The 25,762-nt window shown below is 64.7% G+C and carries 23 protein-coding genes and 4 tRNA genes; 8 read left to right on the top strand and 19 right to left on the bottom strand.

Annotated elements, in window-relative coordinates; genetic code table 11:
* The 14 genes from JHD67_RS02750 to JHD67_RS02685 all read right to left on the bottom strand — a co-directional run.
* Window positions 1-127, bottom strand: a 127-nt coding sequence (locus JHD67_RS02750) for a GTP-binding protein (RefSeq protein WP_229730253.1), incomplete at its 3' end; no start/stop codon positions are given.
* Between the two features lie 65 nt (window positions 128-192).
* Window positions 193-268, bottom strand: a tRNA-Thr gene (locus tag JHD67_RS02745).
* Between the two features lie 27 nt (window positions 269-295).
* Window positions 296-369: transfer RNA gene (locus JHD67_RS02740), tRNA-Gly, on the bottom strand.
* Window positions 370-399: 30 nt separating this feature from the next.
* A tRNA-Tyr gene (locus JHD67_RS02735) sits at window positions 400-485 on the bottom strand.
* Between the two features lie 104 nt (window positions 486-589).
* Window positions 590-1,078 (bottom strand): acyl-CoA thioesterase, encoded by a 489-nt coding sequence (locus JHD67_RS02730; RefSeq protein ID WP_199097039.1) that lies wholly within the window; start codon window positions 1,076-1,078, stop codon window positions 590-592.
* An 86-nt stretch (window positions 1,079-1,164) separates the two neighbouring features.
* Window positions 1,165-1,647: a GNAT family N-acetyltransferase gene (locus JHD67_RS02725; RefSeq protein ID WP_199097038.1), complete on the bottom strand. Its 483-nt coding sequence runs from the start codon at window positions 1,645-1,647 to the stop codon at window positions 1,165-1,167.
* Between the two features lie 140 nt (window positions 1,648-1,787).
* Complete coding sequence (gene ychF / locus JHD67_RS02720) at window positions 1,788-2,879, bottom strand: redox-regulated ATPase YchF (RefSeq protein ID WP_199097036.1); 1,092 nt, start codon at window positions 2,877-2,879, stop codon at window positions 1,788-1,790.
* 96 nt (window positions 2,880-2,975) lie between these two features.
* The gene (gene pth / locus JHD67_RS02715; RefSeq protein WP_199097034.1) at window positions 2,976-3,557 is read right to left on the bottom strand and encodes an aminoacyl-tRNA hydrolase; all 582 of its coding nucleotides are present in this window, start codon (window positions 3,555-3,557) and stop codon (window positions 2,976-2,978) included.
* Between the two features lie 44 nt (window positions 3,558-3,601).
* Window positions 3,602-4,243, bottom strand: coding sequence for a 50S ribosomal protein L25/general stress protein Ctc (locus JHD67_RS02710; RefSeq protein WP_199097032.1), 642 nt, complete (start codon window positions 4,241-4,243; stop codon window positions 3,602-3,604).
* 106 nt (window positions 4,244-4,349) lie between these two features.
* Complete coding sequence (locus tag JHD67_RS02705; RefSeq protein ID WP_199097055.1) at window positions 4,350-5,288, bottom strand: ribose-phosphate diphosphokinase; 939 nt, start codon at window positions 5,286-5,288, stop codon at window positions 4,350-4,352.
* Window positions 5,289-5,340: 52 nt separating this feature from the next.
* Window positions 5,341-5,417: transfer RNA gene (locus JHD67_RS02700), tRNA-Gln, on the bottom strand.
* Window positions 5,418-5,435: 18 nt separating this feature from the next.
* The gene (gene ispE / locus JHD67_RS02695; RefSeq protein WP_199097030.1) at window positions 5,436-6,833 is read right to left on the bottom strand and encodes a 4-(cytidine 5'-diphospho)-2-C-methyl-D-erythritol kinase; all 1,398 of its coding nucleotides are present in this window, start codon (window positions 6,831-6,833) and stop codon (window positions 5,436-5,438) included.
* 56 nt (window positions 6,834-6,889) lie between these two features.
* Window positions 6,890-7,519 carry a lipoprotein insertase outer membrane protein LolB gene (gene lolB / locus JHD67_RS02690; protein WP_199097028.1) on the bottom strand — a complete coding sequence of 210 codons (630 nt, stop codon included), beginning with the start codon at window positions 7,517-7,519 and terminating at the stop codon, window positions 6,890-6,892.
* Complete coding sequence (locus JHD67_RS02685; RefSeq protein WP_343214291.1) at window positions 7,516-9,255, bottom strand: tetratricopeptide repeat protein; 1,740 nt, start codon at window positions 9,253-9,255, stop codon at window positions 7,516-7,518. The genes lolB and JHD67_RS02685 overlap by 4 nt, the downstream gene beginning before the upstream one ends.
* A 109-nt stretch (window positions 9,256-9,364) precedes the next feature.
* Here JHD67_RS02685 and hemA point away from each other — a divergent pair, with 109 nt between their 5' ends.
* From hemA to ppk2, 4 genes are all read left to right on the top strand, one after another.
* Window positions 9,365-10,639, top strand: coding sequence for a glutamyl-tRNA reductase (gene hemA, locus JHD67_RS02680; protein ID WP_199097026.1), 1,275 nt, complete (start codon window positions 9,365-9,367; stop codon window positions 10,637-10,639).
* 80 nt (window positions 10,640-10,719) lie between these two features.
* A complete protein-coding gene (gene prfA / locus JHD67_RS02675; RefSeq protein ID WP_199097025.1) occupies window positions 10,720-11,799 on the top strand; it encodes a peptide chain release factor 1 in 1,080 nt (359 codons plus the stop codon).
* A gap of 72 nt (window positions 11,800-11,871) precedes the next feature.
* Entirely contained in the window at window positions 11,872-13,974 is a 2,103-nt protein-coding gene (locus JHD67_RS02670; RefSeq protein WP_199097023.1) for a tetratricopeptide repeat protein, read from the top strand.
* Between the two features lie 33 nt (window positions 13,975-14,007).
* A complete protein-coding gene (gene ppk2 / locus JHD67_RS02665; protein ID WP_199097021.1) occupies window positions 14,008-14,793 on the top strand; it encodes a polyphosphate kinase 2 in 786 nt (261 codons plus the stop codon).
* Window positions 14,794-14,796: 3 nt separating this feature from the next.
* On the opposite strand, the gene JHD67_RS02660 is transcribed toward ppk2, so the two are convergent.
* On the bottom strand, window positions 14,797-15,297 hold the full coding sequence (locus tag JHD67_RS02660) for a VOC family protein (protein WP_199097019.1): 501 nt from the start codon (window positions 15,295-15,297) through the stop codon (window positions 14,797-14,799).
* Window positions 15,298-15,654: 357 nt separating this feature from the next.
* Between JHD67_RS02660 and JHD67_RS02655 the strand changes: the two genes are divergently transcribed.
* Complete coding sequence (locus tag JHD67_RS02655) at window positions 15,655-18,420, top strand: EAL domain-containing protein (protein WP_199097017.1); 2,766 nt, start codon at window positions 15,655-15,657, stop codon at window positions 18,418-18,420.
* 7 nt (window positions 18,421-18,427) lie between these two features.
* Here JHD67_RS02655 and JHD67_RS02650 read toward each other — a convergent pair whose 3' ends face one another.
* From JHD67_RS02650 to JHD67_RS02640, 3 genes are read right to left on the bottom strand one after another with little or no spacing between them, the layout of a single operon-like run.
* On the bottom strand, window positions 18,428-18,694 hold the full coding sequence (locus tag JHD67_RS02650) for an acylphosphatase (protein ID WP_199097015.1): 267 nt from the start codon (window positions 18,692-18,694) through the stop codon (window positions 18,428-18,430).
* A 2-nt stretch (window positions 18,695-18,696) separates the two neighbouring features.
* Entirely contained in the window at window positions 18,697-19,176 is a 480-nt protein-coding gene (locus JHD67_RS02645) for a TlpA disulfide reductase family protein (protein WP_199097013.1), read from the bottom strand.
* The gene (locus tag JHD67_RS02640) at window positions 19,173-20,450 is read right to left on the bottom strand and encodes a YihY family inner membrane protein (protein WP_199097011.1); all 1,278 of its coding nucleotides are present in this window, start codon (window positions 20,448-20,450) and stop codon (window positions 19,173-19,175) included. Before JHD67_RS02640 ends, JHD67_RS02645 begins: the two co-directional genes overlap by 4 nt.
* 134 nt (window positions 20,451-20,584) lie before the next feature.
* Here JHD67_RS02640 and wrbA point away from each other — a divergent pair, with 134 nt between their 5' ends.
* The 3 genes from wrbA (at window position 20,585) to JHD67_RS02625 (ending at window position 24,150) form a co-directional block, all read left to right on the top strand.
* Window positions 20,585-21,187, top strand: a complete 603-nt coding sequence (gene wrbA, locus JHD67_RS02635; RefSeq protein ID WP_199097009.1) for an NAD(P)H:quinone oxidoreductase — start codon at window positions 20,585-20,587, stop codon at window positions 21,185-21,187.
* Window positions 21,184-21,531, top strand: a complete 348-nt coding sequence (locus JHD67_RS02630) for a DUF2069 domain-containing protein (RefSeq protein ID WP_199097007.1) — start codon at window positions 21,184-21,186, stop codon at window positions 21,529-21,531. Before wrbA ends, JHD67_RS02630 begins: the two co-directional genes overlap by 4 nt.
* 120 nt (window positions 21,532-21,651) lie before the next feature.
* Window positions 21,652-24,150, top strand: a complete 2,499-nt coding sequence (locus JHD67_RS02625) for a prolyl oligopeptidase family serine peptidase (RefSeq protein ID WP_199097005.1) — start codon at window positions 21,652-21,654, stop codon at window positions 24,148-24,150.
* Between the two features lie 74 nt (window positions 24,151-24,224).
* Here JHD67_RS02625 and JHD67_RS02620 read toward each other — a convergent pair whose 3' ends face one another.
* Window positions 24,225-25,715, bottom strand: coding sequence for a PLP-dependent aminotransferase family protein (locus JHD67_RS02620; RefSeq protein WP_199097003.1), 1,491 nt, complete (start codon window positions 25,713-25,715; stop codon window positions 24,225-24,227).
* Window positions 25,716-25,762 lie beyond the last annotated feature (47 nt).

Below are 25,762 nucleotides of genomic sequence, written 5' to 3'. Positions count from 1 at the left end.
CGCCACCGAAGCGCTCTGCGCCCACCTTGGTCAGCGCAGCCGTCAGCGTCGTCTTGCCGTGGTCCACGTGACCAATCGTGCCGACGTTGACGTGCGGCTTGGTGCGTTCGAATTTACCCTTTGCCATACGTCTAAAACCCCGATGGAGTCAAATGATGAAAAGTGGGAATGATACCGCGGACCGCGGTGAGATGGTGCTCATGACTGGAATCGAACCAGCGACCTCTTCCTTACCAAGGAAGTGCTCTACCGACTGAGCTACATGAGCACAAAAAACACCTACAGACGACTTCAATGGAGCGGGAGACGGGGATCGAACCCGCACCATCAGCTTGGAAGGCTGAGGTTCTACCATTGAACTACTCCCGCCTGGTTGGAACAGCCTTCGCGGAAATCGTCTGGTGGAGGGAGGTGGATTCGAACCACCGAAGGCGTAAGCCAGCAGATTTACAGTCTGCCCCCGTTGGCCGCTTGGGTATCCCTCCAACAAAGAACGGCTATTGTGTTGATCGGGCCGGTGCCTGTCAACACCTGTCACACGATTTTTGACGTTTTCTCGCGATTTTTTTCACTATCCGACAATGCCGCCTCAGATGCTCTCGGCAGCACGTGCGTCGACGAGCTGCTCCATCGCCTTGGAAAGCTCCATCAGCTTCATGGCTTGCTGCTGCAACTGCTGTTCGCGATCATCGCGCGGCTGCCATGCGGGTACCGTCGTGGGCTTGCCATCAGGCGCATCGAGTGCGACGAACACCATCACGCAACTGGTCGCCAAGTGATGTTCGTCCTTACGCAGATCGCGCGCCAGCACGTCCACCGCCATGTGCATGCTTGAACGACCGGTATGGATCACCCGCGCACGCACCGTCACCAAGTCCCCAATGAGGATCGGCGCCACGAACTGGATGCCGCTGACGGCAGCCGTGACGCAATATGCACCACTCCATGCCACCGCACAGGCATAGCCAGCCTGGTCGATCCACTTCATCACCATGCCGCCATGCACCTTGCCGCCGAAGTTGACGTCGGTGGGCTGAGCGAGAAAACGGAAACTCACTTCGTGCTGCTTGCCTGGCATGAACGTCGGCCCCGGGGCGCGGAATAAGGCGCTTATTATGCGCCCACGCACCCGCGCCGTAACCTCATGGCTTGCATTGGTCGGCGCTATCGCCGCTCGTAGACCATGGGCGTGCTCAGCACGCCAAGTGGCGAGGCCACTTCACCACTCGTTTCGACGAAACCCAGGCGACGATAGACCGGCACCGCCACACGCGAGGAATTCACCGTAAAGCGAAGCGTCCCGGCGCGGCGCACCGCATCGCTCAATGCCCGCGACCACAAACGTCGTGCCAAACCCCTTCCCTGCCAGCTTGCCGTCACGAATAGCTGGAACACATGGCAGTCATCGCGCATCGCGAGCACGCCCACCAGGCGATCTTGCGCCCATGCAAGGTGGTAGCGCTTGCCGGCCGCCATCGCGCCACGCACCGCATTGGCGGTCATACCCCGCCGGATGAGCGGGATGGCCGTGGCAGGCTGATCTGGCCACACCCAACGCTGCGCCACCCGCCGCAGCAGACGCGCCACGACAACAGCATCATCCGGTGTTGCCAGGCGCATGCGGACCCTGGCGTCCTTGATGGTCATGCACTCCTGCCCTCAGGAATCGATAGGCCATCATGATATGCGAACGCGGGAAAACACGCCCCGCGTCCGCTGGCGGCCCTACTTTGCCGCACAAAAAAGCCGCGCAGAGCGCGGCCTGTTTTGTTGCTGTTGGTCGTCGATCAGACGTTGAACAGGAAGTGCAGAACGTCTCCGTCCTTCACCACATAGTCCTTGCCTTCCTTGCGCAGGCGACCGGCAGCGGCCGCGCCCGCCTCGCCCTTGTACTGGATGAAGTCGTCGTAGCTCACCGTCTCCGCACGGATAAAACCACGCTCGAAGTCGGTATGGATCACACCCGCGGCCTGCGGCGCGGTAAAGCCCCGCTTGATGGTCCACGCGCGCACTTCCTTCACACCCGCGGTGAAGTAGGTCTGCAGGTTGAGCAGCTTGTAACCGGCGCGGATCACGCGATTCAGGCCCGGCTCGTCCAGACCCAGATCCTTGAGAAACTCGTCGCGATCAGCATCATCGAGCTGGGAGAGCTCCTCCTCGATGGCGGCGCATACCGGCACCACTTCGGCGCCCTCCTGCTCAGCGCGAGCGCGCACGGCATCCAGGTGCGGATTATTCTCAAAGCCGTCCTCGCGCACATTGGCGATGTACATCAACGGCTTCAGCGTAAGCAGGAACAAATCGCGCACCAGCGCCTTCTCGTCCTCATCCAGGCCCAGGCTGCGCGCCGTCTTGCCTTCATTGAGGCCAGCGGCGAGCTTCTGCAGCACCGGCTTCTTGGCAATGGCCTCTTTGTCGTTGGCCTTGGCCGAGCGCTCCGCGCGGTTCAGCGCCTTCTCGACAGAGTCGAGATCGGCCAGCGCCAGCTCGGTATCGATGGTTTCGATGTCGGCGATGGGGTCGACCTTGCCGGCCACGTGAATGATGTCGGTGTGCTCAAAGCAGCGCACCACGTGCGTGATCGCATCCACTTCGCGAATGTGGGCAAGGAATTTGTTGCCCAGGCCTTCGCCCTTGGACGCACCCGCCACCAGGCCGGCGATATCGACGAACTCCACGGCCGTCGGGATCACCTTCTGCGGATTGACGATGTCCGACAGCGCACCCAGGCGAAGATCGGGCACCGGCACCACGCCCACGTTCGGCTCGATGGTGCAGAACGGAAAGTTGGCCGCCGCGATGCCCGCTTTGGTCAGCGCGTTGAACAGGGTGGACTTGCCGACGTTAGGCAGGCCGACGATGCCGCATTTGATACCCATGAGGAAATCCGTGAAGTCGGCGGACAGGCCGCCAGTCAATGGTGAAGGTTAGGCCCGCCACCGGTCTGCAGCGAGGCCGCGCCCCGCGCTGCCGGCTTACGCGCTCTTGGTGTGCAGCTGCTGCATGGCCTTGTCGAATTGGCCGTCGACAGCCAGCGGCAATACATCGATCGCGCGGCCAATGCCGTCGATTATCGCATCTTCGTCCTTGGCCGACGGACGACCGAGCACCCAGGAGGTGACCTTGTCCTTGTGGCCGGGATGCCCAATGCCGACGCGCAGGCGATGGAACTTGGCGTGCCCCAGGTGCGCAATGATGTCACGCAGGCCGTTTTGGCCACCGTGGCCGCCGTCGAGCTTCATGCGGACGGTGCCCGCATCCAGATCCAGCTCGTCGTGCGCCACCAGGCATTCGTCCGGCTCGATCTTGTAGTAGCGCAACGCCGAGACAACCGCGATGCCGCTCTTGTTCATGAAGGTGGAGGGCTTGAGCAGCCATACCGACTGGCCACCGATACGGACCTTGCAGGTCTCGCCATGCAGCTTGCCATCGAAGCCGAAGCGCTCGCCCTGCCCTGATGCCAGGGCGTCAACAAACCAGAACCCGGCGTTGTGCCGGGTTCGGAGATATTCGGCACCGGGATTGCCCAGTCCGACAATGAGCCGCAGACCTGCCATGAGATCGTGCGACCCGCGCCTTAAGGGGCGCGGGTCGCCGCGACTTACTTCTTGGCAGCGTCGCTGGCCGGGGCTTCGCCCTCGGCCGGGGCCTCTTCGGCCTCTTCCTTCACCGTGTTGGCGGTGACGACGGCGATGTCGTGGTCAGCGCCCAGGTGCAGGGCGGCGATTTCCACGCCCTTAGGCAGCGTCAGCTGCGAAAGGTGGACGATCTCGCCAGCCTTGAGGTTGCCCAGGTCGAGTTCGATGAACTCCGGCAGGTCCTTCGGCAGGCAGGAGATTTCCACTTCCGTCAGGTTATGCGAGATCACCACGCCCGAGGTCTTGGCGGCGGGCGACTTTTCCTGGTTCAGGAAGTGCACCGGCACGTTCACGCGCAGAATCGCGTTCTCGTCCACACGCTGGAAGTCCATGTGCAGCATCTGCAGCTTGTACGGATGCTTCTGCCAGTCGCGCACCAGCACCTTCTGCACCTTGCCGTCGACGTTCAGGTCGAGCACCGAGGAGAAGAACCACTCGTGCTTGGCAGCGAGCAGGATGGTGTTGTGTTCGATTTCGATGCTCTGCGGAGCCTGGCCGGCGCCGTAGACCACTGCCGGCACGAAGCCCGCGCGACGCAGGCGGCGGCTCGCACCTTTCCCCTCGTCCTTGCGGCCCTGTGCCTTGATTTCATGAGTCGTAGCCATGTTGCTTTGCCTATCAGTAGTGGACCACCTCGCGGCGGTCTGGTGACTCCCCCGCGACCAGAGGAGTCATAAGAAGGCGCCAGGCCAAGGCCCGGCGCCCCAAAAATCAATCGATGTACAACGAGCTCACCGACTCGCCAAAGGCGATGCGACGAATCGTTTCGGCCAGCAGCTCGGCGACCGACAGCTGGCGAATCTTGGCGCAGGCGGCCACTTCGGGGCGCAACGGCAAGGTATTGGTCACCACCAACTGGTCGAGCTGGGAGTTTTCCACGTTACGCAGCGCCGCGCCCGACAACACCGGATGCACGCAGTACGCCACCACCTTGCGGGCGCCGCGCTCCTTGAGCGCTGCAGCAGCCGCACACAGGGTGCCGGCGGTATCGACGATATCGTCGACGAGCACGCAGGTCTTGCCGTCCACGTCGCCGATGATGTTCATGACCGTGGCCACGTTCGCCTTGGGGCGACGCTTGTCAATGATGGCGAGGTCGGCATCATCCAGGCGCTTGGCCATGGCGCGCGCGCGCACCACGCCACCCACGTCCGGACTGACCACGATCAGGTCGTCCATGCTGTGGTTGCGCCAGATGTCCGCCAGCAGCACCGGCGAGGCATAGACGTTATCCACCGGGATATCGAAGAAGCCCTGAATCTGGTCGGCGTGCAGGTCCACCGTAAGCACACGGTCCACACCCGCGGTGCCGATCATCTTGGCGACCATCTTTGCCGTGATCGGCACGCGCGCCGAACGCGGGCGACGATCCTGGCGGGCATAGCCGAAGTACGGGATCACCGCGGTAACGCTGGCCGCCGAGGCGCGCTTGAGCGCATCGACCAGCACCAGCAGTTCGAACAGGTTCTCGGCGCTCGGTGCGCCGGTGGGCTGCAGCACGAACACTTCCTGGCGGCGAACGTTCTCTTCGATCTCTACCTGGGCTTCGCCGTCGCTGAAGGTGCCGACGAGTGCCTTGCCAAGCGGCACGCCCAAACGCTGGGCAACATCCTCGGCGAGGGCGCGGTGAGCGTTGCCGGTGAAGAGCATCGGGCCGGACGTATCGACTGTCATTTTCTAAACCTGAGCCATTTGTGTGGAATGGCTGGGGCGGTAGGATTCGAACCTACGCATGCGGGAATCAAAATCCCGTGCCTTAACCAGCTTGGCGACGCCCCAGTATCACTGGAATTTTCTTCATTGCCGGCCCGCCCCGTCGACGCCTCGATGGCGCGCCAGCGCGAGCTGCAGCGGGGAGATGTCCACGCCCTTGGCCACATGGGCCGTAAACCGTGCAGGACACCGCTCCGCAATGGCCTCGGCGCGTTCCGGGGACTCCGTCTCCAAGAACACACACGCACCGCTGCCAGAAAGCCTTGCGCGACCGAAACCGCCGAGCCAGTCCAATGCCGCAGCCACACGCGTATGACGCGCGCGAACCACTGGCGTGAACGCGTTCTCGACCGTTTCGCCCGAAGTAAAGAATGAAATTGTCGCTGGCGGCGCATTTCGTGTCAATTCGGCCGCCTGAAAAAGTGCCGCGGTGGGCACATGCTCGTGCGGCTCCAGCACCGTATACCAACGCTCCGGCAGCGTCAGCGGGGTCAATTTCTCGCCGATACCCTCGGCCCAGGCCGAGCGCCCGCGCACGAACACGGGCACGTCTGCACCCAACTGACACCCCAATTCGGCCAAAGCATCCTCGCCCAGGCCGGCCCCCCATAAGCGGTTTAGTGCCACCAGTACCGTGGCCGCGTCGGAGCTGCCGCCGCCCAGGCCACCGCCCATGGGAATGCGCTTTTCCACCTCGATATCCACGCCACAGCCGGCCGCCGCATGAGGCTGCAACAACCGCGCGGCGCGCACCACGAGATCGCTGTCGGCGGGCACGCCGGGCACATCGGTCAGGCGGTGAATCCCCCCGTCCCGGCGACGGCGCAGGCGAATCTCATCACCCCAGTCCAGCAAACGGAATACCGTCTGCAGCTCGTGGTAGCCGTCCGGTCGGCGCCCAAGGATACGCAGGAACAAATTGACCTTGGCCGGCGCCGGCCACACCGTCCAGTCGTTGGGATCGGGTGGCGCCAGCACGCGGCTCATGAAAACCCGCAAGTCATCCGGGAAGCCGTGCTCGCGGTCGCGCTCGCGGGCAAAAGCGAACTCCGGAGCATCCTTGTCCACCGCCACAAAGCCGTGCTTGGCATAGAACGGGGCGTTCCACGGCACGTCGGCCAAGGTGCCCAGGTCGACCCGGTGATAGCCGGCCATGCGCGCCCAGCCGCAGGCATGCTCCAGCAAGGCCGCGCCAATGCCACGCTGGCCATGCGAGGGGAGCACATCCATCTCGGCCACGCCGATGGCGTCGCCGTCGTTTTCCGCATCCAGCCAGACGAACCCGACCGGCTCGCCCGAGCCGATCACCGCCACCCATACCAATCCGCGCGCAATGGCTTCGCGCAACACCTCCGGCGGTACGGAAACGCGCCGATAGGACGGCCACGCGCGGTGACCGCGAAACAGCTCCACCGCGGCCCGTTCGATGGCGCACAAGGCCTCGACCTGATCGTGGCGGGCCCGCTCAATCTGAAAACTCATGCCATTCCCTGCGATAGCGCCCAGCTCCACGCGAAGCCGGGAACGGGGCGATCGACTTACTGCATGCTCCAGGAGTCGATCGACAGCCGAACCTTGTACGGCGGATTTTCAGCGAACACCTTGCTCGGCACCGCGGGCTGGCGGGCCGTGTTCCAGGCCGGGTAACTCACGCTCCAGCCGTCCTGGACCAATAGCGAGGGCAAGCCGTCCGCCCCAAAGGTCAACTCGGCCGGGCCGCTATCGGCACGCAAGCCCAATACCCAGGCACGCAGGTCATGCAGGGGAACACGCCAGCCGAGCGCGTTCTGCACCAGCACCTCGGGATTGGGGTTGCGTTGCGGGCCACCGTCCAAACCCTCCAGCACAGCACCATCGGGGGTGACGCTCAGCTTAAAGCTCTTGCTGCCCACCGGACCACGCACCACAAATTCGTAGCTCTCGCCGTTCTGGGTCCAGGTGAGCGTGCCGCTGCCCCCATCCGTCTTGCCGTTGACCTGGCCGGACACACCGATCTTGCCCTGGAGCACCCAGTGATCGGTGGGCGCCAGCAGGCGTTCACGGCCACGCTGCTCATTCAGCAAGGCGGCGTAGTCCGCCTTGGGCACGGGCTTGACGGCCTCTTTGTGAACGCAGGCGGCTAGCAGCAGCGGCAAGGCTGCCGCGAGAATTCGAATGGAAAGCTTCATGGATTGAGGCGCTGGAGAGTGTTGTGGAGGCTGGTGCTTTGTGGGTCGATCTTACGCACTTCATCGAAAACGCGCCGCGCGTCTTCCTGCCGACCCTGCTTCCACAGCACCTCACCCAGGTGTACCCCGACATCGGTGTCTTTGTGCGCGGTCCAGGCCGTGCGCAACGACTTTTCCGCCTGATCCAAGTGACCGAGCCGGTATTGCAGCCAGCCCCAGGAATCCTGAATCGCCGGGTCATTGGGCCGTGCCGAGCGGGCCGTCTCGATCAGGCGCTGGGCTTCGGGCAGATCACGGTTTGCATCAGCCAGGGTATAGCCCAGTGCATTGCTCGCGTCGGTGTCGTCGGGCTTGAGCTGCAGCAGGCGGCGGAAGTCAGTCACCGCCAGATCGATATCGCCTGACTCGGCGTAGGCCAGCCCGCGCCCGTACAACAGCGCCGGGTCGTCCGGCGTCACCTGCAGCGCGCGGCTGAAGGCGTGTTCGGCCTGGGCGTACTGCTGATCGTTCATGTAGAGCTCGGCGTCCACCTCGTAGGCACGGCGCAACAACGCCGGCTGGTCGAGGTAGTCGGTCTGCATCTGCGCCAGTTGCTCGTGGGCCTCGGCGCTACGGCCCAGGTCCTGCATCAGTACGGCGCTGCGCAGATCGGCGTCGAAGGCGTGATCGTCGTCGTCGGCCACCTCGCCGTACCACTTCAGCGCCTCCGCCTTCTTGTCGAGCATCTCGGCCAGTTGGCCCAGCAGATAGGCACTGCCCTGGCGCACATCGTCGGGCGAACGCTGCAGCTGGACATACAAGCGACCGATGGTCTTGGAGTCATTGCCGTGCGCCGCCAGGGCGGCTCGCATCGCATACGTGTCTGCGTCCTGGGGGCCGTTGTCGAGCAGACGCGCTGCCCCGGCGTAATCCCCGCCCTGCCCCAGCAAGGTGGCATAGGCCAAGCGCAGCTGGGCATTCTTGGGCGACTTGGCCAAAGCCTTATCAAACAAGACCTTGGCGCCAACCTTGTCACCGTCGTGATACTTCATCTGACCCAGCCAGGCATACGTCTCAGCCGTACCGAAGCGCTTTACGGCACCCTCGGCAATCTGCTGGGCGTAGGCGTGACGACCGAGCTTGTCGCCCAGCTCGCTCATGGCGAGCCAGGCCTGCGGATCACCAGGCAGGCGCTGTGGCGTCGCCACGGCCTCGAGCAATTGGGCGGCCTGCGCCGCATCGCGGCTGCCCACCAGCACGCGACCGAACTGCCGCCACGCATCCGGGTCGCCGGAGCTGACCAGAATTTCCATCTGGCGGCGCGCCTCTTCCGTGTTGCCCTGGCTCAAGGCCAATTGCGCCCGCGCCTGGGCCAGCGCACTCGGCTTGGCGCCCAGTGCCTGCCAACGGGCGATGGCGGCCTGCGCGGCATCGTCGTCGCGCACCGCGATGGCCAGGGCCGCCGCCTGCTCAGCCACCTTGGGATCATCGGACAGCTGCATGGCCCGCCCGTAGGCGGACGCAGCGGTCTTGAGATCGGTGCGGGTAAGCGCCATCTCGCCAGCCATGAGCTGGGCCAACAGATCGTGGTCGGCATCGGAGGTAGCGACTACCATCTGCCCCAACGGCTGCCGGCTGGCATCGCCCGGAACGCGTGAGCGGCCTGGCCCGGTGGCACACCCGGCCAAGGCCATCACCACCATGCCGATCGCCGCAAAATGCCGCAGTTGCTTGAACTTGGACCACCTGCTCAGCACACTATTCTCCGCTCATCCGTCTGTGTTGGCCGCTGTCCACTCTAAAACGGCCGGTGCTAAAGCCTAGTTTACGCCGCCGCATGCTTCCCGCCTCCAATCGCCACACACCATGACGCTGATCGCCCTAGGGCTCAATCACCTCACCGCACCGATCCATCTGCGTGAGCAAGTGGCGTTTGACGCGGACTCCGCCAGCGCAGCCTTGCAGGCCCTGAGCCGCGAACCCGGCGTGGAAGAAGCGATGATTCTTTCCACCTGCAACCGTACCGAGCTCTATGTCAGCGTCTCGGCGGGGGCTGAGGGTGTACCGCAGGATTGGCTCAGCCGACATCATCAGCTGACCCCGGGAAGACTCGACGAGTTCCTGTATCGACACGATGAAGACGCCGCGGTGCGCCATATGTTCCGCGTCGCCACCGGCTTGGACTCCATGGTGCTCGGCGAACCGCAGATCCTGGGACAGGTGAAGGATGCCTACCAACAGGCCCGCGATGCACAGGCCCTGCGCGCGCCGATGGAGCGCCTGCTGCAGCACACTTTCGCGGTGGCCAAGCGCGTACGCACCGACACCCGCATCGGTGCCCACACCGTCTCGGTGGCCTTTACGGCCGTGCGCCTGGCCGAGCAGGTCTTCACCGATCTGCGCGATGCCTGTGTGCTGCTGATCGGTGCCGGCGACACCATCGAGCTGGCGGCGCGCCACCTGGCCGATAAGCAGGTTCGACGCCTGATCGTCGCCAACCGCACCCTGGAGAACGCCCAGGAGCTGGCCAGCCGCCACAGCGGCTATGCGATTGCGCTGAGCGACCTGCCCCAGCACCTGGCCGAGGCGGACATCGTGATCAGCTCGACCGCCGCACGCCAACCTATCGTGACCCACACGATGGTGGAGAGAGCCATTGCCGCGCGTCGGCGCAAGCCCATGTTCATGGTGGACATCGCCGTACCGCGCGATATCGAGCCGTCGGTGGGCGAGCTGCATGACATCTTTCTCTACGGCATCGATGACCTGCGCCAGGTAATCGATGACAACCGCCGTTCGCGCGAGGCCGCCGCCCGCGAGGCGGACGCCATCATCGACCTGCAGGTCGAGCGCTATATGGCCTGGCGCCGTGCGTTGACCACGCGCAACCCGGCCGTGGACATGCGCCAGCACGCCGAGCTATACCGCGATGAGGTACTGGACAAGGCGCGCGCCATGCTGGCGCGGGGCAAGTCGCCGGACGAGGCGCTGACCTTTCTTGCCAACACGCTCACCAACAAACTGCTGCACCACCCCAGCGCGCGACTGCGCGAAGCGGCGTTGAGCGGCGACATGGATCTACTGCATGCCGCCGGCCGCCTGTATGGGCTTTCCGAAAAGCCCGAAGTGAGCGAAGAGTAGCGAGGAAAGTAAAGAATGCCCGCGCGCGCCACTCCGCGCCGCCTCACTGCTGACTCTTCTTACTGACTCACTCCTCGCTCATGACCCCATCAATCCGCCGCAAGCTCGAATCCCTCGCCGAACGCCACGAGGAGATCAGCCTGCTGCTCGCCCAGCCCGACGTTCTCGCCGACAACACTCGCTTTCGCGAGCTGTCGCGCGAGTACGCGCAACTGGAGCCGCTGAGCCTATCGCTGCGCGAGCGCGACGAAGCCGAGCGCGAACTTGGCGAAACCCGCGCCATGCTGGATGACCCTGAGCTGCGCGACATGGCGCAGGACGATATCGCCCGGCTCGAACAGCGCCTGCAGACGCTGGATGATGAGCTGCAGATCCTGCTGCTGCCCAAGGATCCGCGCGACGAGGCCAACCTGTTTCTGGAAGTACGCGCAGGCACGGGCGGGGATGAGGCCGCCATTTTCGCCGGTGACCTCTTTCGCATGTATACGCGCCATGCCGAACGCCGCCGCTGGCACGTGGAGGTGCTCAGCGAGAACCCCGGCGAACATGGCGGCTACAAGGAAATCGTCGCCCGCATTGAAGGCAAGGGCGCGTATTCGCGACTGAAATTTGAATCGGGCACGCATCGCGTACAGCGGGTGCCGGAAACCGAATCGCAAGGGCGCATCCACACCTCGGCAGCGACGGTGGCCATCCTTCCGGAAATGGACGAGATCGACGACATCGAGATCAATCCTGCCGATCTCAAGACCGACACCTTTCGCGCCTCCGGCGCTGGCGGCCAGCACGTCAACAAGACCGACTCGGCCATCCGCATCACCCACTTGCCCACCGGCATCGTGGTGGAGTGCCAGGATGAGCGCAGCCAGCACAAGAACCGCGCTCGCGCGCTGAGCCTGCTCAAGGCACGCCTGCTCGATGACGAACGCAGCAAGCAGGCCGCCGTCCAGGCCGAATCGCGCCGTCTACAAGTGGGCTCGGGTGACCGCAGCCAGCGCATCCGCACCTATAACTTTCCCCAGGGACGCATCACCGACCACCGGGTCAACCTCACCCTGTATCGCCTCACCGAGGTGCTCCAGGGCGACCTTGATGAGCTGGTAGATACCCTTACGCGCGAAAACCAGGCCGACGAACTGAAGGCCCTCACCGCCGGCTAGGGGCTGTCGCAGCATCCTGCGGCGAGGGTGTTCGGATTGGCAGCCACCGCCGCGCTGCGCTAGTTTGCGCGGATGACGAATTCCTCCTCCCCCTCCCCGCAGCTGTTCGCTCAGCACATCGTTGAACAATTGGAGCGCGGCGACGTCGCGCGCGCCGAGGCGCAGGCCGAGCGCGCCTGCGCGCTGTATCCCCACGATCCCGAGCTGGCGCGCCTGCACGGCATCGCGCTACTGCAACTGGAACGCTACGACGACGCCGGCGCCGCCCTCGAACGCGCTGCCACGCTGGCTCCGCAAAGCGTCGAAGTGCAATGCAATCTGGGCAGCGTGATGCTGGCCCGCGGCGACGTGGACAACGCCATCGAGCGATTGCGCGCCGCCCTGCGCATGGCGCCAGGCCATCCGGCCGTGCTGCTGATCCTGGGCAACGCGCTGATGGCCGCCGGCCGCTACCCGAACGCGCGCGAGTCCTATGCCATGGCTACCCATGGCGCACCCGAGCACCCTGGGCTGCGCCTCAATCTTGCCGCGGCCGAGCTGGAACTGGGGCACTACGATCAAGCCAGCACGCAAGTGGACGAAGCCCTCGGCCTGCATGCGCGCTTTGACGCCGCCTATGCCTTGCGCGGCCGCATTCGCATGGGCCAGCACCGCCCCGCCGAAGCCATCCAGGCCTGGCAGGCCGCCGAGCGCATGGCACCCAACAATCCCATGCATCCGTTTGCCGTGGGTCAGGCCCTGGAAGACCACGAACAGTTCGCCGCCGCAGCCGATGCCTATGAACGGGCGCGTCGGCTGGCGCCGGATGACGGCCCGACCGTGGCTCAGCTGTTATTCGTACGCCGCAAGCTCTGCGACTGGCGCGGCCTGGACGAACTCAGCGCCAAGGCCCGTGAGCTCGCCGACGACGGACACAGCCTGGTCAGCCCGTTCGTCATGTTGTCCGAGGACGTCGACGCCGCGCTTCTGTTGCGCTGCGCCAGCACCTACGCGGCCTCGATCGAACGCCAGACTGCCGCATTGCGCAAGCAACTGGCCTTCACGCATGCCAAACCCATGCCCGACGCCGCGATCCGCGTGGGCCTGGTGGCCGATGGCTTCAACGAGCACGCTACCGGCCTGCTGGTCGTGGCCATGCTCGAAGCGCTGACCGACGACGACCTGGAACTGCACCTGTTCGCCACCACACCCGACGACGGCGGCACCCTCCGCCGCCGCCTCGCGGCGGCCGGCACCCTGCACGATGTGTCGGCCCTGCGGCCGGCACAGATAGCGCAGCGCATCCATGAAGTAGGCATCGAAGTGCTGTTCGATCTCAACGGCTATTCCGGTCGCGACAATGCCGAAGTGTTTGCCCTGCGACCGGCCCCTGTGCAGGTGAACTGGCTGGCCTATCCCGGTAGCACCGGCGCCCCGTGGATGGACTACCTGCTGGCCGACGCCTCCGTGGTGCCGGACAGCCTGCGCCCCTATATGAGCGAAAAACTCCTGCGCCTGGCCCGCTGCTACCAGCCCAACGACAACACCCGCGTGGTAGCGCAGCCCCCCTCGCGCGCCGAATGTGGCCTGCCTGAGCAAGGCATGGTGTTCGTTTGCTTCAACAACAGCTACAAATTGAATCCGACCGCGTTCGCCCGCTTCATGGTCATCCTGCAGCAAGTGCCTGGCAGCGTGCTGTGGCTGCTGAGCGGACCGGACGGCACCGATGATCGCCTGCGTGCCGCCGCCGTCGCGGCCGGTGTTGCGCCCGAACGGCTGGTGTTCCAGCCGCATCTGCCGCACGCCGAGTACCTCTCGCGTTACGTGCACGCCGACCTGTTCCTGGACACCCTGCCCTACAACGCCCACACCACCGCCTCGGACGCGCTGTGGGCCGGCTGCCCGGTGCTTACCTGCACCGGCCGCACCTTCGCCGGCCGCGTGGCGACCAGCCTGCTGATGGAACTGGGCCTCCCCGAGCTGGCCTGCGAGGATGAGGAAACCTTCATCGCCATGGCCACCCAACTGGGCAACGACCGCGATGCGCTCATCACGCTGCGTCAGCATCTCGCGCAGCAACGTACACATAGCTCGCTGTTCGATATGCGGGATTTCGCCGTCGATTTCCGCCGCGCCGTGCAGGCGATGAGCGCGCGCTACCGCATCGGCCGCAAGCCGGTGGACCTCGACATCTAGCGCTGGACATTCACCCTCAGGGAGCCTTTGCATATGGCCAAGCTCAAGGACAAGACCTACCGCCGCGAGATGGCGGCACTTCAACTGGAATTGGCCGGGCTCAATCGATGGCTGCGACGCAGCGGCCATCGATTGGTGGTGTTGTTCGAAGGTCGCGACGCGGCTGGCAAGGGCGGCACCATCAAGGCCATCACCGAGTCGATGGATACGCGCGGCTACCACATCGCCTCGCTGCCCAAGCCCGATGAAACCGAAGCCACCCAGTGGTACTTCCAGCGCTATGTGCAACACCTCCCCAGCGCGGGTGAAATCGTGTTGTTCGACCGCAGCTGGTACAACCGCGCGGTGGTCGAACCCGCCATGGGCTTTTGCACCAAGGCGCAATACAAAGCCTTTATGAACGCAGTGCCCGCGTTTGAGAAGCTGCTCACCGACGATGGCATCATCCTGCTCAAGTATTGGCTGGCCGTGGATCAGGAGGCGCAGGAAGAACGCTTCGCCGAACGTGCCAAGGACCCGCTCAAGCGCTGGAAACTCTCGCCCAACGACCTGGCCTCCCGCGAAAAATATGCTGAGATCGGCCACCTGCGCGACCTGATGATCGAACGCACCCATCGCCCGCACGCACCGTGGTTCGTGGTGGATTACAACAATCAGAAACAGGGCCGCATCAACCTGATCCGGCACCTGCTCGAACAGGTGCCGCGCCACGACGAAACCATTCCCGAACCCAAGCTGCCCAAGCTCAAAGGCAAACCCAAGACCGAGCACGTGACGAGCAAGGCGCTGTGGGTTCCCGACACGTGTGGCAGTGACTGAGCATCAGCCTGCGGCAGCCCGGCGCAACACGGCCAGATCCAGCTTCTGCATGTGCATGATGGCCGCGGTGACGCGGGCGACCTTGGCTGCGTCGGCATCCTTCAGCATGGCAATCATCTCCTCGGGCACCACCTGCCAGGAGAGGCCATAGCGATCCTTCAACCATCCGCATTGACCGGTTTTCACGGCGGCGCCATCGAGCAGTCGAGTCCAGTAGTAGTCGACCTCATGCTGTGACCGGCAGTTGATTACCAGCGACACCGCTTCGCTGAAGCGGAACATCGGGCCACCGTTGAGCGCCGCGAACGACTGGCCATCCAGCTCAAAGTCCACCGTCATTACCGAGCCTTCCGGGCGGCCCGATGCGTCGGCGCTCTCGCGCGTGTAACGCGTAGTCGCCAGGACGCGCGCGTTCTCGAAGATGGACACGTAGAAATTCACCGCCTCCTCGGCCTGATCGTCGAACCACAAAAACGGAGTGATGCGCTGAAAGCGACGGGACATGGATACATTTCTCCAAACCATGCGATGAGTAGATCGCCTTGTACCTTCGTCCTTTCGACGTACAGGCACGGCGCGAATCGACAGCCCACGACCACCGTCACCTGCGCGAGCTTTCGTGATCTTTGTGCAGGCCGCGTGAAAACATGCACGGGGATCTAGACCGCCGCCATGGAGACGCGCACACTCGGCCCGCCACAAGCGCCGTACCGCCGTACCCAGTAGTACCGCTGTACTTAAGCTCGGGCCATCCTGGCCGATACAGACATAACCTGTATTCCCAGACCGCACAGGGGGCGTGTCATGGCTGGACATAGCCGGGAGGCTGTGCCGCACAGGGATGAACAGACAACTGAGATCGTGCTTCCGTTCGTCTTGGTTGTTGCGGTGATGATCGGCTTATGCGTTGTCAGCCTCGACATTCTGTCCGCGGCCAGGGGTTTTGTTGGCGGCGAAAGCCACTGGTCCAAGGGCCAGAAAATTGCCACGGCGCATCTCGAGCGCTACCTCACCGATGCCTCCGAATCGGAGTACCAGCAGTTCCGTCAGGCCATTGCCGTGACCCAGGGCGATCGGAACGCCCGCCTGGAACTCGACAAACCCAACCCGGACATGGCGATCGTCGAACGCGAATTCGTCGCCGGCGGCATCGATCACGCGGATGTACCGGGCATGGCGCGCCTCTATCGCTACTTCCATGCCGTACCGCCAATTGCCCGCGCCATCGCGATCTGGCAACAAGGGGATGAGTTGATCGACCAGACCATGGCGCTGGGCGAACAGATCCACGCCCGCGCGACGCTCGGCGAACACGACGCGCCCTCCAGCAATCGCTACCGCGCGCAACTGCGCGACCTGGATGAACGTCTAACCCCGCTTGAGAATGCGTTTTCCGCCGCGCTGGGGCAGGCATCCAGCGATACCACCGACTTGCTGCGCGTATGCCTTTGCCTGATTGGCGCGGTATTGGCACTGGGTGCGGTACGGCGTGCCCGCCGCCTGCTGCGCGACCACATCCAAGTCGAACGCGCCCTGCGCGCCAGCGAGGATCGCTTCCAGTTGGCGGTGGCCGGCAGCAGCGATGGACTGTGGGATTGGGACCGCCGTAGCGGCCATATCTACCTTTCGCCACGCTTGCGCCAGATGCTCGGACTGAGTGGCAATGAAGATGCCCGCGGCCCCTCGATATTCCGACGCCTGCATCCTATCGATCGCCACTGCGCCAAGCGCGCCGTCGTGGCGCATGTGCGTCACGGCCAATCGCTCGATCTGGAATTTCGTGTGCCCCAGGTTGATGGCGGGTCGCGCTGGTTCCGTGCGCGGGGCACATCGGTGCGCGATCCCCAGGGCGTCGCCTTGCGCACCGCCGGCTCGCTGACCGAAATCACCGAACAACGCCGTGCCGAAGTCATGTTGTTCGCCGCCAAGGAGCGGGCGGAAGTCACCCTGCAATCGATCGGCGATGCCGTCATCACCACCGATGCCCACGGCCGCGTTCAATACCTTAACCCCAGCGCCGAACGCCTCGCGCAGTGCAGCCTGGAGGACGCCCGTGGACGCGCGGTGTCGTCGATCTGCTGCTTTGTCTCGGAAGCCACCGGCCAGCCGATTACCGACCCGATACGACAGGTATGGCGTGGTCGTAACAGCTGGAGTTCGAAAGACCGACTCGAGCTCGCCCAGGCGGATGGCCGCACCATTGGGGTGGACCTTACCGTTACGCCGATCCGCGATCGCCAAGGACACATGGATGGCATCGTGCTGGTGATCCGCGACGTCAGCAGTGACCGCGAGCACGCCGCACAACTCGCCTATCAGGCAAGCCACGATGGGCTGACCGGCCTGATCAACCGGCGTGAGTTCGAGCGACGACTGGGCCTCTCGACTCGCGCCATGCGATCCGGCGGGCCGCCTTTCGCCGTGCTGTATCTGGACCTGGACCAATTCAAAGTGGTCAACGACACCTGCAGCCACGCCGCCGGCGACGAACTGCTGCGGCAGGTCGCCCATCTGTTCACGCACCAGGTGCGCTCCACCGATGCGGTGGCGCGCCTGGGCGGCGATGAGTTCGTCATACTGCTGGAAGACTGCCCTGCCGATGCCGCGCGCAAGATCGCCGAAAACCTGCGAGCCACCTTAGGTGACCAGCACTTCGTATTCGGCGAACGCAGTTTCACCATCAGCGCCAGCATCGGGCTGGTCTGCCTAAGCAATGAGCAAATCGGGCGCGAGGAAATCCTCGGCGCCGCCGATGCCGCCTGTCACCTCGCCAAGGAGAAAGGCCGCAATCGCGTACAGACCAACCAGTTGGACAACGGCGAAGTTGCCGAGCGCCAGTCGGAAATGTGCTGGGTGAGCCGCATCCAGGCAGCCCTCACCGATGGACGCCTGCGGCTCTATGCGCAGGACATCGTGGACATGCGCCAACCGAACGAGCGCCGTCACGTGGAAATCCTGCTGCGCATGCTCAGCGAGGATGGTTCGCTGGTGCCACCGCGCGCGTTCATTCCCGCCGCTGAACGCTACGGCCTGATGCCATCCATCGACCGCTGGGTAGTGCACTCCACCTTCGCCGTGCTGCGGCGCCTCATCGATCATGAGCCCGAACGCGTCCCGCGCCTGTGCGCAATCAATCTTTCGGGCACCTCGATCTGCGAAGAAGGCTTTGCGGTCTACCTGCACCAGCAGTTCGCGGAACACGACATTCCGCCATCGCTGATTTGCTTTGAGATCACCGAGACCGCGGCGATCTCCAGCCTTTCGCGCGCCACCACCTTCATCAAAGAGTTGCGCGCCCTGGGCTGCCTGTTCTCGCTGGACGATTTCGGCGCCGGCATGTCCTCGTTTACCTATCTCAAGCACCTGCCGGTGGACTTCGTGAAGATCGAAGGGAGCTTCGTGAAGGACATGATCGAAGACCCCATCGATTTCGCCATGGTCGAGGCCATCAACAATATCGGCCACGTCACCGGCAAGCTGACCATCGCCGAATGCGTCAGCTCCACCGAACTGGTCTACGAAGTCGCGCGGCTTGGCATCGACTTTGCGCAAGGCTTCGCGCTATCGGTACCCCGCCCGTTTGTGGCCGAGGCATACGCGGCGGAGCCTTTGCTGGCCGTGCGCTGAGGAATACTCAGCGCGTGTGGAAGCCCTGCAGTTCGCCCGCGTCGCAAGCATCACGCACCACGGTTTCCACCCGCGCGGCCGCCGGCCCCTCCCACAACCATCGCTCCAGCGCATCGATAGCGCTATCGCTACCGACAACAACGACCTCCACGCCGCCATCGGGCAAATTCGCCGCGTAGCCGGCCAGGCCGAGCGCAAGCGCCTGCTCGCGCGTGCTGGCGCGATAGAACACGCCCTGCACGCGACCGCTCACCAGAAAACGCGCTCCCGCCATGCTCAGTGACCCAGGCCGATCGCCTGGCCCAGCGAAGCATCCGTCACCGGGCCCACGAAGCGCTTGGCGACCTTTCCATCCGGCCCGATCAACCAGGTGGTGGGCAGGCCACGCGGCTCATCGAAATCCTTCAGCGGCTTATCCAGCGTGACCTGCGCAATGGGGTAGCTCACCGGGTGCTTGGCCAGAAACGCCTGGATGTCCGCCGCGTCGCTGTCTTCGTAGGCCACGCCAATGGCGGCCACCTTGTCCTTGTGCGCAGCGACAAACTTGGAGATGTCGGGCATCTCCTTGATGCATGGCACGCACCAGGTCGCCCAGTAGTTCACGATCACCCACTTGCCGCGTTGTGCGGCGAGATCGAACGGCTTGCCATCCAGCGTGGTCACCTTCAGCGACGGCTGCGCGGGCATGGCCGCATGGACGGGAAGGGCCGCGGCAGCGACCAGCGCCAGTACGGCAAACGATTTCAGCAAAGTCATGCAGCGGGTTCCTCGGACAATAGGGGCGCCGGCACCGCCGGCGGAAACAGCTCATCGAGCCGGCGTTCCAGCGAGCCATGGACGGATTGCGCGGCGGCCTCTAGCACGCTCACCAGCACAGGCGACAGCGCGAGACCGGTGGCCTGCACATCCTGCGCCGGTCGCAGCGGCAAGCGGTAGCTGCTTTGCGCATACACGTGTTGCAGCTCGGTGCTGTCCGGGCTGCGCGCCAGCAGCCAGCTACCGTTCTCGTCACGCCGGATCATGCCGGCACGCTGCAGGTCTTCCACGTAGCTGCCGATCGCGCCACGGCGCAACGCCGGCTCGCGATTGCGCAAATCATCCAGGTTCAGCGCTTCGCCACGCCGATGCGCTTCAATGAAATGACGCAACACCACCAGCAAGCCGATAAATGCGCCGTCCTCGGACAGGCAAGCTGATGGCGGCTGGTAATCGAACGCCGAGAGCGACGCCGCCACGGACGCGCACAGAATCACGATCACCCACGACAAGTAGATCCACAGCAGCAAGATCGGCAGCGCCGCCAGCGCCGCGCCATACACTTGCTGATAGGTATGCGCATGATGGATGAAACGCGCAAAGCCCCAGCGAGCCACCTCGAACGCCACCGCCCCCAGCACCGCGCCTAACGCCGCCTCCTGCCAACGCACGCGGCGATTGGGCACCACCATGTAAATCAGCATAAGCGTGAGGAAAGTCACCAGGAACGGCAAGGTCGCCACCAGGCGCTGGCGCAGGCCCAGCTGATCGGCCGCGTCGTTCAACATCGGCAGCGCCGTGGCATAGGAGGCCACCGCCAGGCCGCCCACGATCAGCACCGGCCCCAGGGTCAGCGCCGCCCAATACAGCAGCAGGCGCGATACCCAGCCACGCTGGCGCTGCACACGCCAGATGCGGTTGAGGCGATCCTCGATACTCACCATCATCGACAGCGCACTGAAAAACATCACCATGATGCTGATGCCGGTGAGCTTGCTGGCGTTATCGGCGAAGCCGTTGAGGTATTCCTGTACACGCTCGCCGGCCGCCGGCACGAAGTTGCTGAAGACAAACTGGATCAGCATGGTGCGCGCATCGGCAAAAGCCGGGAACGCGGCAAAGATCGCCAGCGACGCCACGATCAACGGCACCAGCGACACCAGCGTGGTGTAGGACAGCGCACCCGCCGTCTCGAAACATTTGTCATCGATAAAGCGCTGCCACAGGAAATGGCTGAAGCTGCGCACGCGGTCGCGGTCGAAACGCAAGGCCATGACGGCTCCTTCTGCAGCGCCGGACATCGGCCCGTCATAGATGCACCGTGGCCCATGGGCCTGGCGTGAACGGACGGACTACACCGGCTTGATCGACCGGTACACTAACCGATCACTACGCCAGCGCCCACACCATGAGCCAAGACATCCTGGTCCTTTACTACAGCCGCACCGGCCACACCGCCCAGCTCGCACGCTTGATCGCGCGTGGCGTGGAAGAAGTGCCCGGCATGCGCGCCCGCCTGCGCCAGGTGCCACCCGTGGCCCCCGTAACCGAAGTGGCGCAGCCGCCGGAGCCCGAGCAGGGCGCGCCTTACGTGAGCCGCGAGGACCTGACCGAATGCGTGGGTCTGGCGCTGGGCAGCCCCACCCGCTTCGGCAATATGGCTGCGCCACTGAAATACTTCCTCGACTCCACCGGTGCCGAATGGGCCAGCGGCGCGCTGGCCGGCAAACCCGCCGCCCTGTTCACGGCAACCAGCACCATGCACGGCGGCCAGGAGTCGACCCTGCTTACCATGGCGCTGCCCCTGCTCCACCACGGCATGCTGCTGGTGGGCCTGCCGTATACCGAGCCCGCGCTCACCGCAACGCAGAGCGGGGGTACCCCCTACGGGGCAAGTCACGTGGCGGGCGCCAAGGGCGACAACGCCATTACCGAGCACGAACGGGAACTGGCGCGCGCCCTGGGCCGTCGCCTGGCCGACGTGGCCCGTCGCCTGAGTGCATCGGCATGACGGCGCCGGTCGCCAGGCACTACCGCGTGGGCCTGCTCGCCTGGGCCGCACTGACCGCGCTTCAACTGGCGTGGCATGGCTGGCTGTTTCCGGCCGAGCAGATGCCGATGGCGCTGGTGCTCACCCTGACGGTGATACCGCTGCTCCTGCCGCTGCTCGCGTTGCGCAACGTGCGTCGCGCCCTGCTGTGGGTCGGCATCCTCAGCCTGTTCTATTTTTGCCATGGCATCAGCGAAGCCTGGAGCGCCCCCGGACAGCGCGCGCTCGCCGTCGCCGAAATCGTGCTGACGCTGGTGTTGATTGGCACGCTGGGGCTGGGTGTGCGACGCAAGTCGCCCGCCTGAAGCGCTCGTTTTCCGGCGGCCCTGGCTAACGAAAAATATTGCGAGTCGTGACTTCCAGCAGGGAGCGCCGCTGACGGCGGTGTGTAATGTCCAGGGGATCACCCCCCGGGAGTACGCACGATGCCCTTTGCCGCCATTCACAGGCGACTGCCCCTCGTTGCAGGTCTTTTGGCCCTGCTGCCCGCCGCGCTCCAGGCCGGCTACGACAAGCCGCCGGAGCCCTTGCTCGGCGTCATGCATGCGCCGCTGCCGGCGATTCCCATGCTGGACCCTACGCGCCAACGCATGTTGCTGGTGGAGCAGGCGCAGTATCCATCGATCGAGCGCGTGGCCGAGCCCTACGTGAAACTCGCCGGCCTGCGCATCGAGCCGCGCAACCACAGTCGCCACGACGCCTCCAGCGGCTACGGCATCCGCACCTGCCTCAAACGCTTCACCGTGGAGGACGTCGCCAGCCATCAGCAGGTGCCCGTCGCCCTGCCGGCCGATGCCTGCCCCAGCGTTCCACTATGGTCGCCCGACGGTCACCGCTTCGCCTTTACCAATACCACCGACGAACGTACCGAACTGTGGCTGGGCGATGCCCTGACGGGCGCGGTGCATCGGGTCGATGGTGTCTCGCTCAATCCGATCATGGAAGACAGCGTGCAGTGGTTGCATAACAGCGACTCCCTCCTGGTGAAGCAGGTGCCGCTCAATCTCGGCGCCGCACCAAAGATCAGCGCCACCGGTGGCCCGGAAATCAAGGAATCGATCCAGGGCAAGGGCGAGAGCAGCACCTACGAGGCGCGCGACACGCTCGGCAGCCCAGAAGACGAAGCACTGTTCGACTACTACGCCACCGCCCAACTGGCCGTGGTGGATGCCGCCAGCGGACAGGCCCATGCGGTCGGCAAGCCCGGCGTGCTCGCTGGCGTCAGCGGCGCGCCCGATGGCGAACATGTATTGGTCGAAACGCTGAAGAAGCCCTACTCCTACGTCACCACGTATGAGCGCTTCGCGCGTGATGTGAGTGTGCTGGATGTGCGCACCGGCCAGTCGACGCCCATCGCCTCGTTGCCGGTTGCCGATCGCGTGCCGGTACGCGGCGTGCCGGTGGGCCCGCGCGAACTGGAATGGCGCGCCAACGCGCCAGCCACCCTGGTATGGCCCGAAGCGCTGGACCAGGGCGACTGGAAGGTCAACGTGCCTCATCGCGACAAGCTGATGCTGTGGAGCGCACCTTTCACTGGCAAGCCCAAGGAAATCGCACGTACCGTGCAACGCTTCAGCGGCATGCGCTGGCTGGCCGACGGCAACGAGCCGTTCGTGTACGAACTCGACGCCAATCGCCAGTGGATCCACATCACCCGCATCGACGTGGCCAATCCGTCCAAGCCGGCGCGCACGCTGTGGGACTACTCGCTCAACGAGGTCTACAACAACCCCGGCACGCTGCTCACGCAAACGCTGCCCAACGGCGCCAGCGTGGTGCGCCAGGATGGCGACGCCGTCTACCTGTCCGGTCCGGGCGGCACGCCCAAGGGCGATCGCCCCTTCCTCGACCGCTACAACCTCTCCAACGGTCACACCGAGCGCCTGTTCCGCAGCAGCGCCGACACCTATGAACGTCCGGTGGCGGTGCTGACCGGGGGTGAGCGCTTCATCACCGTGCGCCAATCGCCCATCGATCCGCCCAACTTGCTGCTCTACACACTGGGCGCATCGGTGGCGGGCGCCCAGGCCGGCGAGGCTGCGTTTGCCGCCAGCGCAGCGCCCATCACGCACATTCCCGACCCGACACCGCAGGTGCGTGGCATCGGCAAGCAGCTGGTGACCTACAAACGCAAGGATGGCGTGGAGCTGTCCTTTACGCTCTATACGCCGCCGGGCTACACGCCTGGCACGCGTCTGCCGGCCGTGCTCTATGCCTACCCGCAGGACTTCGCCGACCCCAGCCAGGCCGGCCAGATCAGCGGCTCCCAGCAAAAGTTCGATGTGCTGCGCGGCTACCGACTATTGCTGCTGTCGGGCTACGCCATTATCGACAACGCCTCCTTCCCCATCGTCGGCGATCCACGCACCGCGTACGACACCTACATCGACCAGTTGGTGATGGACGCACAAGCCGCCGTGGACAAGGCGGTAGAGCTGGGCGTGGTGGATCGCAACCGCATCGGCGTCACCGGCCACAGTCACGGCGCGCTGATGACCGCCAACCTGCTCGCGCACACCGAACTGTTCCGCGCCGGCGTCGCCACCAGTGGCGGCTACAACAAGACGCTCACACCGTTCGGCTTCCAGAACGAACGCCGCTCGCTGTGGCAGGCACCATCGGTGTATGAGCAAGCCTCCACCTTCTTCCACGCAGACAAGGTGAAGTCGCCGCTGCTCATCATGCACGGCATGGACGACGCCAACCCGGGCACCGAGCCGATCCAGTCGCAGAAGCTATTCCAGGCCATTCGCGGCCTGGGCGGCACCACCCGCCTGGTCATGCTGCCGCACGAACCGCACTGGTACACCGCGATGGAATCCAACGAGCAGGAGGTCTACGAAATGCTCAACTGGTTCGATCGTTATGTGAAGAACGCACCGGTGAGAACCGACACGGCGAAGCCTGCCAAGGCCGCACCGTAAGCCGGCACGCGCGGAGGGTCGCCAAGCGGCGGCCTTCCGCGCACATCGCCAACGCCTTTCCGCCAAGCGCTTGCTCAAAAGCAACGACTGAGCTGACGCACGCCTTCGCGAATCTCTTCCAGCGACGCGCCACCGTAGCCCAGGATCAGCCCGCCGCGCTGAGGCGGCTTGAGGTAGCACTGCGACAGCGGACGCACTGACACACCGCGCTGCGCGGCGGCGCGCGATACGGCCACATCATCGACGCCCGGCGGCAACAGCCCTGCCACTTGCATACCGGCATCGGCGCCGACGACGGCCAGGCGCCCCCCCATCTCTAGCTCTATCGCCGCCAGTACGGCAGCGCGGCGCGCCTGATAGAGCGTGCGCATGCTACGGATGTGGCGCGCGAAATGCCCTTCGCGAATGAAGTCCGTCATGGCGTACTGATAAAGGGTGGAAGTGAACGTATCGATGGCGTCGCGACCCGCCTCGAAGGCACCCGCCAGATCGCGCGGCACCACCAGATAGCCCACTCGGATGGCGGGAAACATTACCTTGCTGAAGGTGCCCACATAAATTACTCGTTCATGCGCATCGGTGCCTTGCAAGGAAACCAGCGGGCGACCGCCAAAGCGATATTCGCTGTCGTAGTCATCCTCGATGACCCAGGCATCGTGGCGCGCGGCCCACTCCAGCAGCCGCATGCGTCGTGCCGCACTCATGGTGCTGCCCAGCGGAAACTGATGCGACGGCGTGATGTAAACCGCGCGCGCGTGCGGCCCCAGGCGTTCGCCTTGCGCCACGTCGATGCCATCCTCGTCCACCGGCACCGGAATCAGCTGTGCGCCGGCTGTACGCAACGATTGATGCGCGCCGGGATAACCGGGATCTTCCATCCACACCGCATCGCCGTCGTCGAACAACACATGCGCGCAGATCTGCAAGCCCTGCTGCGAACCGGTGGTGATGAGCACCTGCGATGCGTCGCAGCGCACGCCACGCGTGGCACCGAGGTATTCGGCAATCGCGGTGCGCAGCGGCATGTGTCCCATCGGACTGCCATAGACCATGCCCTCCTTGCCCAGGCCACGCGCGTGCCGACTCACCAGGCGCGACCACACGCCCAGGGGAAAGTGTTCCAACGCCGGCACACCCACGCGAAACGCGCCCAGATTGGCTAGCCAGGTCTGCTCCGGCCCACGCATCTGCGCCACGCGCTGCGATACACGCCGCGAGGCCCCGTTGGGCCCACCATTGACGCCATGGGACAACGGACGCGGGCGCCCCGGTTTGGCCGGCCCCACCAGCACGGCGGGAATCGCCCGCGCGACGCAGGTACCCGCGCCCTGAAAGGTTTCCAGGTAACCCTCGGCCTGCAGTTGTTCGTAGGCGCCAAGCACCGGAATGCGCGAAATCTTCAGCTCGCTGGCCAGGCCGCGACTGGAGGGCACGCGCTGCCCCGGTCGCAACTGGCCGCTAAGGATGGCCTGGCGAAACCAGTCCGACAGTTGCAGGTACATCGGCATGCTGTTGTGCGGGTCCATCGCAACCGGGGGCACAAAGCCGGCAGGCAGGCGGCTCATGGCGAATCCCTCCAAGTGGTTATATGCAATCAGCGCAAAGTGGTTAT

Source organism: Dyella sp. ASV21 (assembly GCF_016428975.1).
Classification (GTDB): domain Bacteria; phylum Pseudomonadota; class Gammaproteobacteria; order Xanthomonadales; family Rhodanobacteraceae; genus Dyella.
This window is presented reverse-complemented; position numbering and strand designations above follow the sequence as displayed.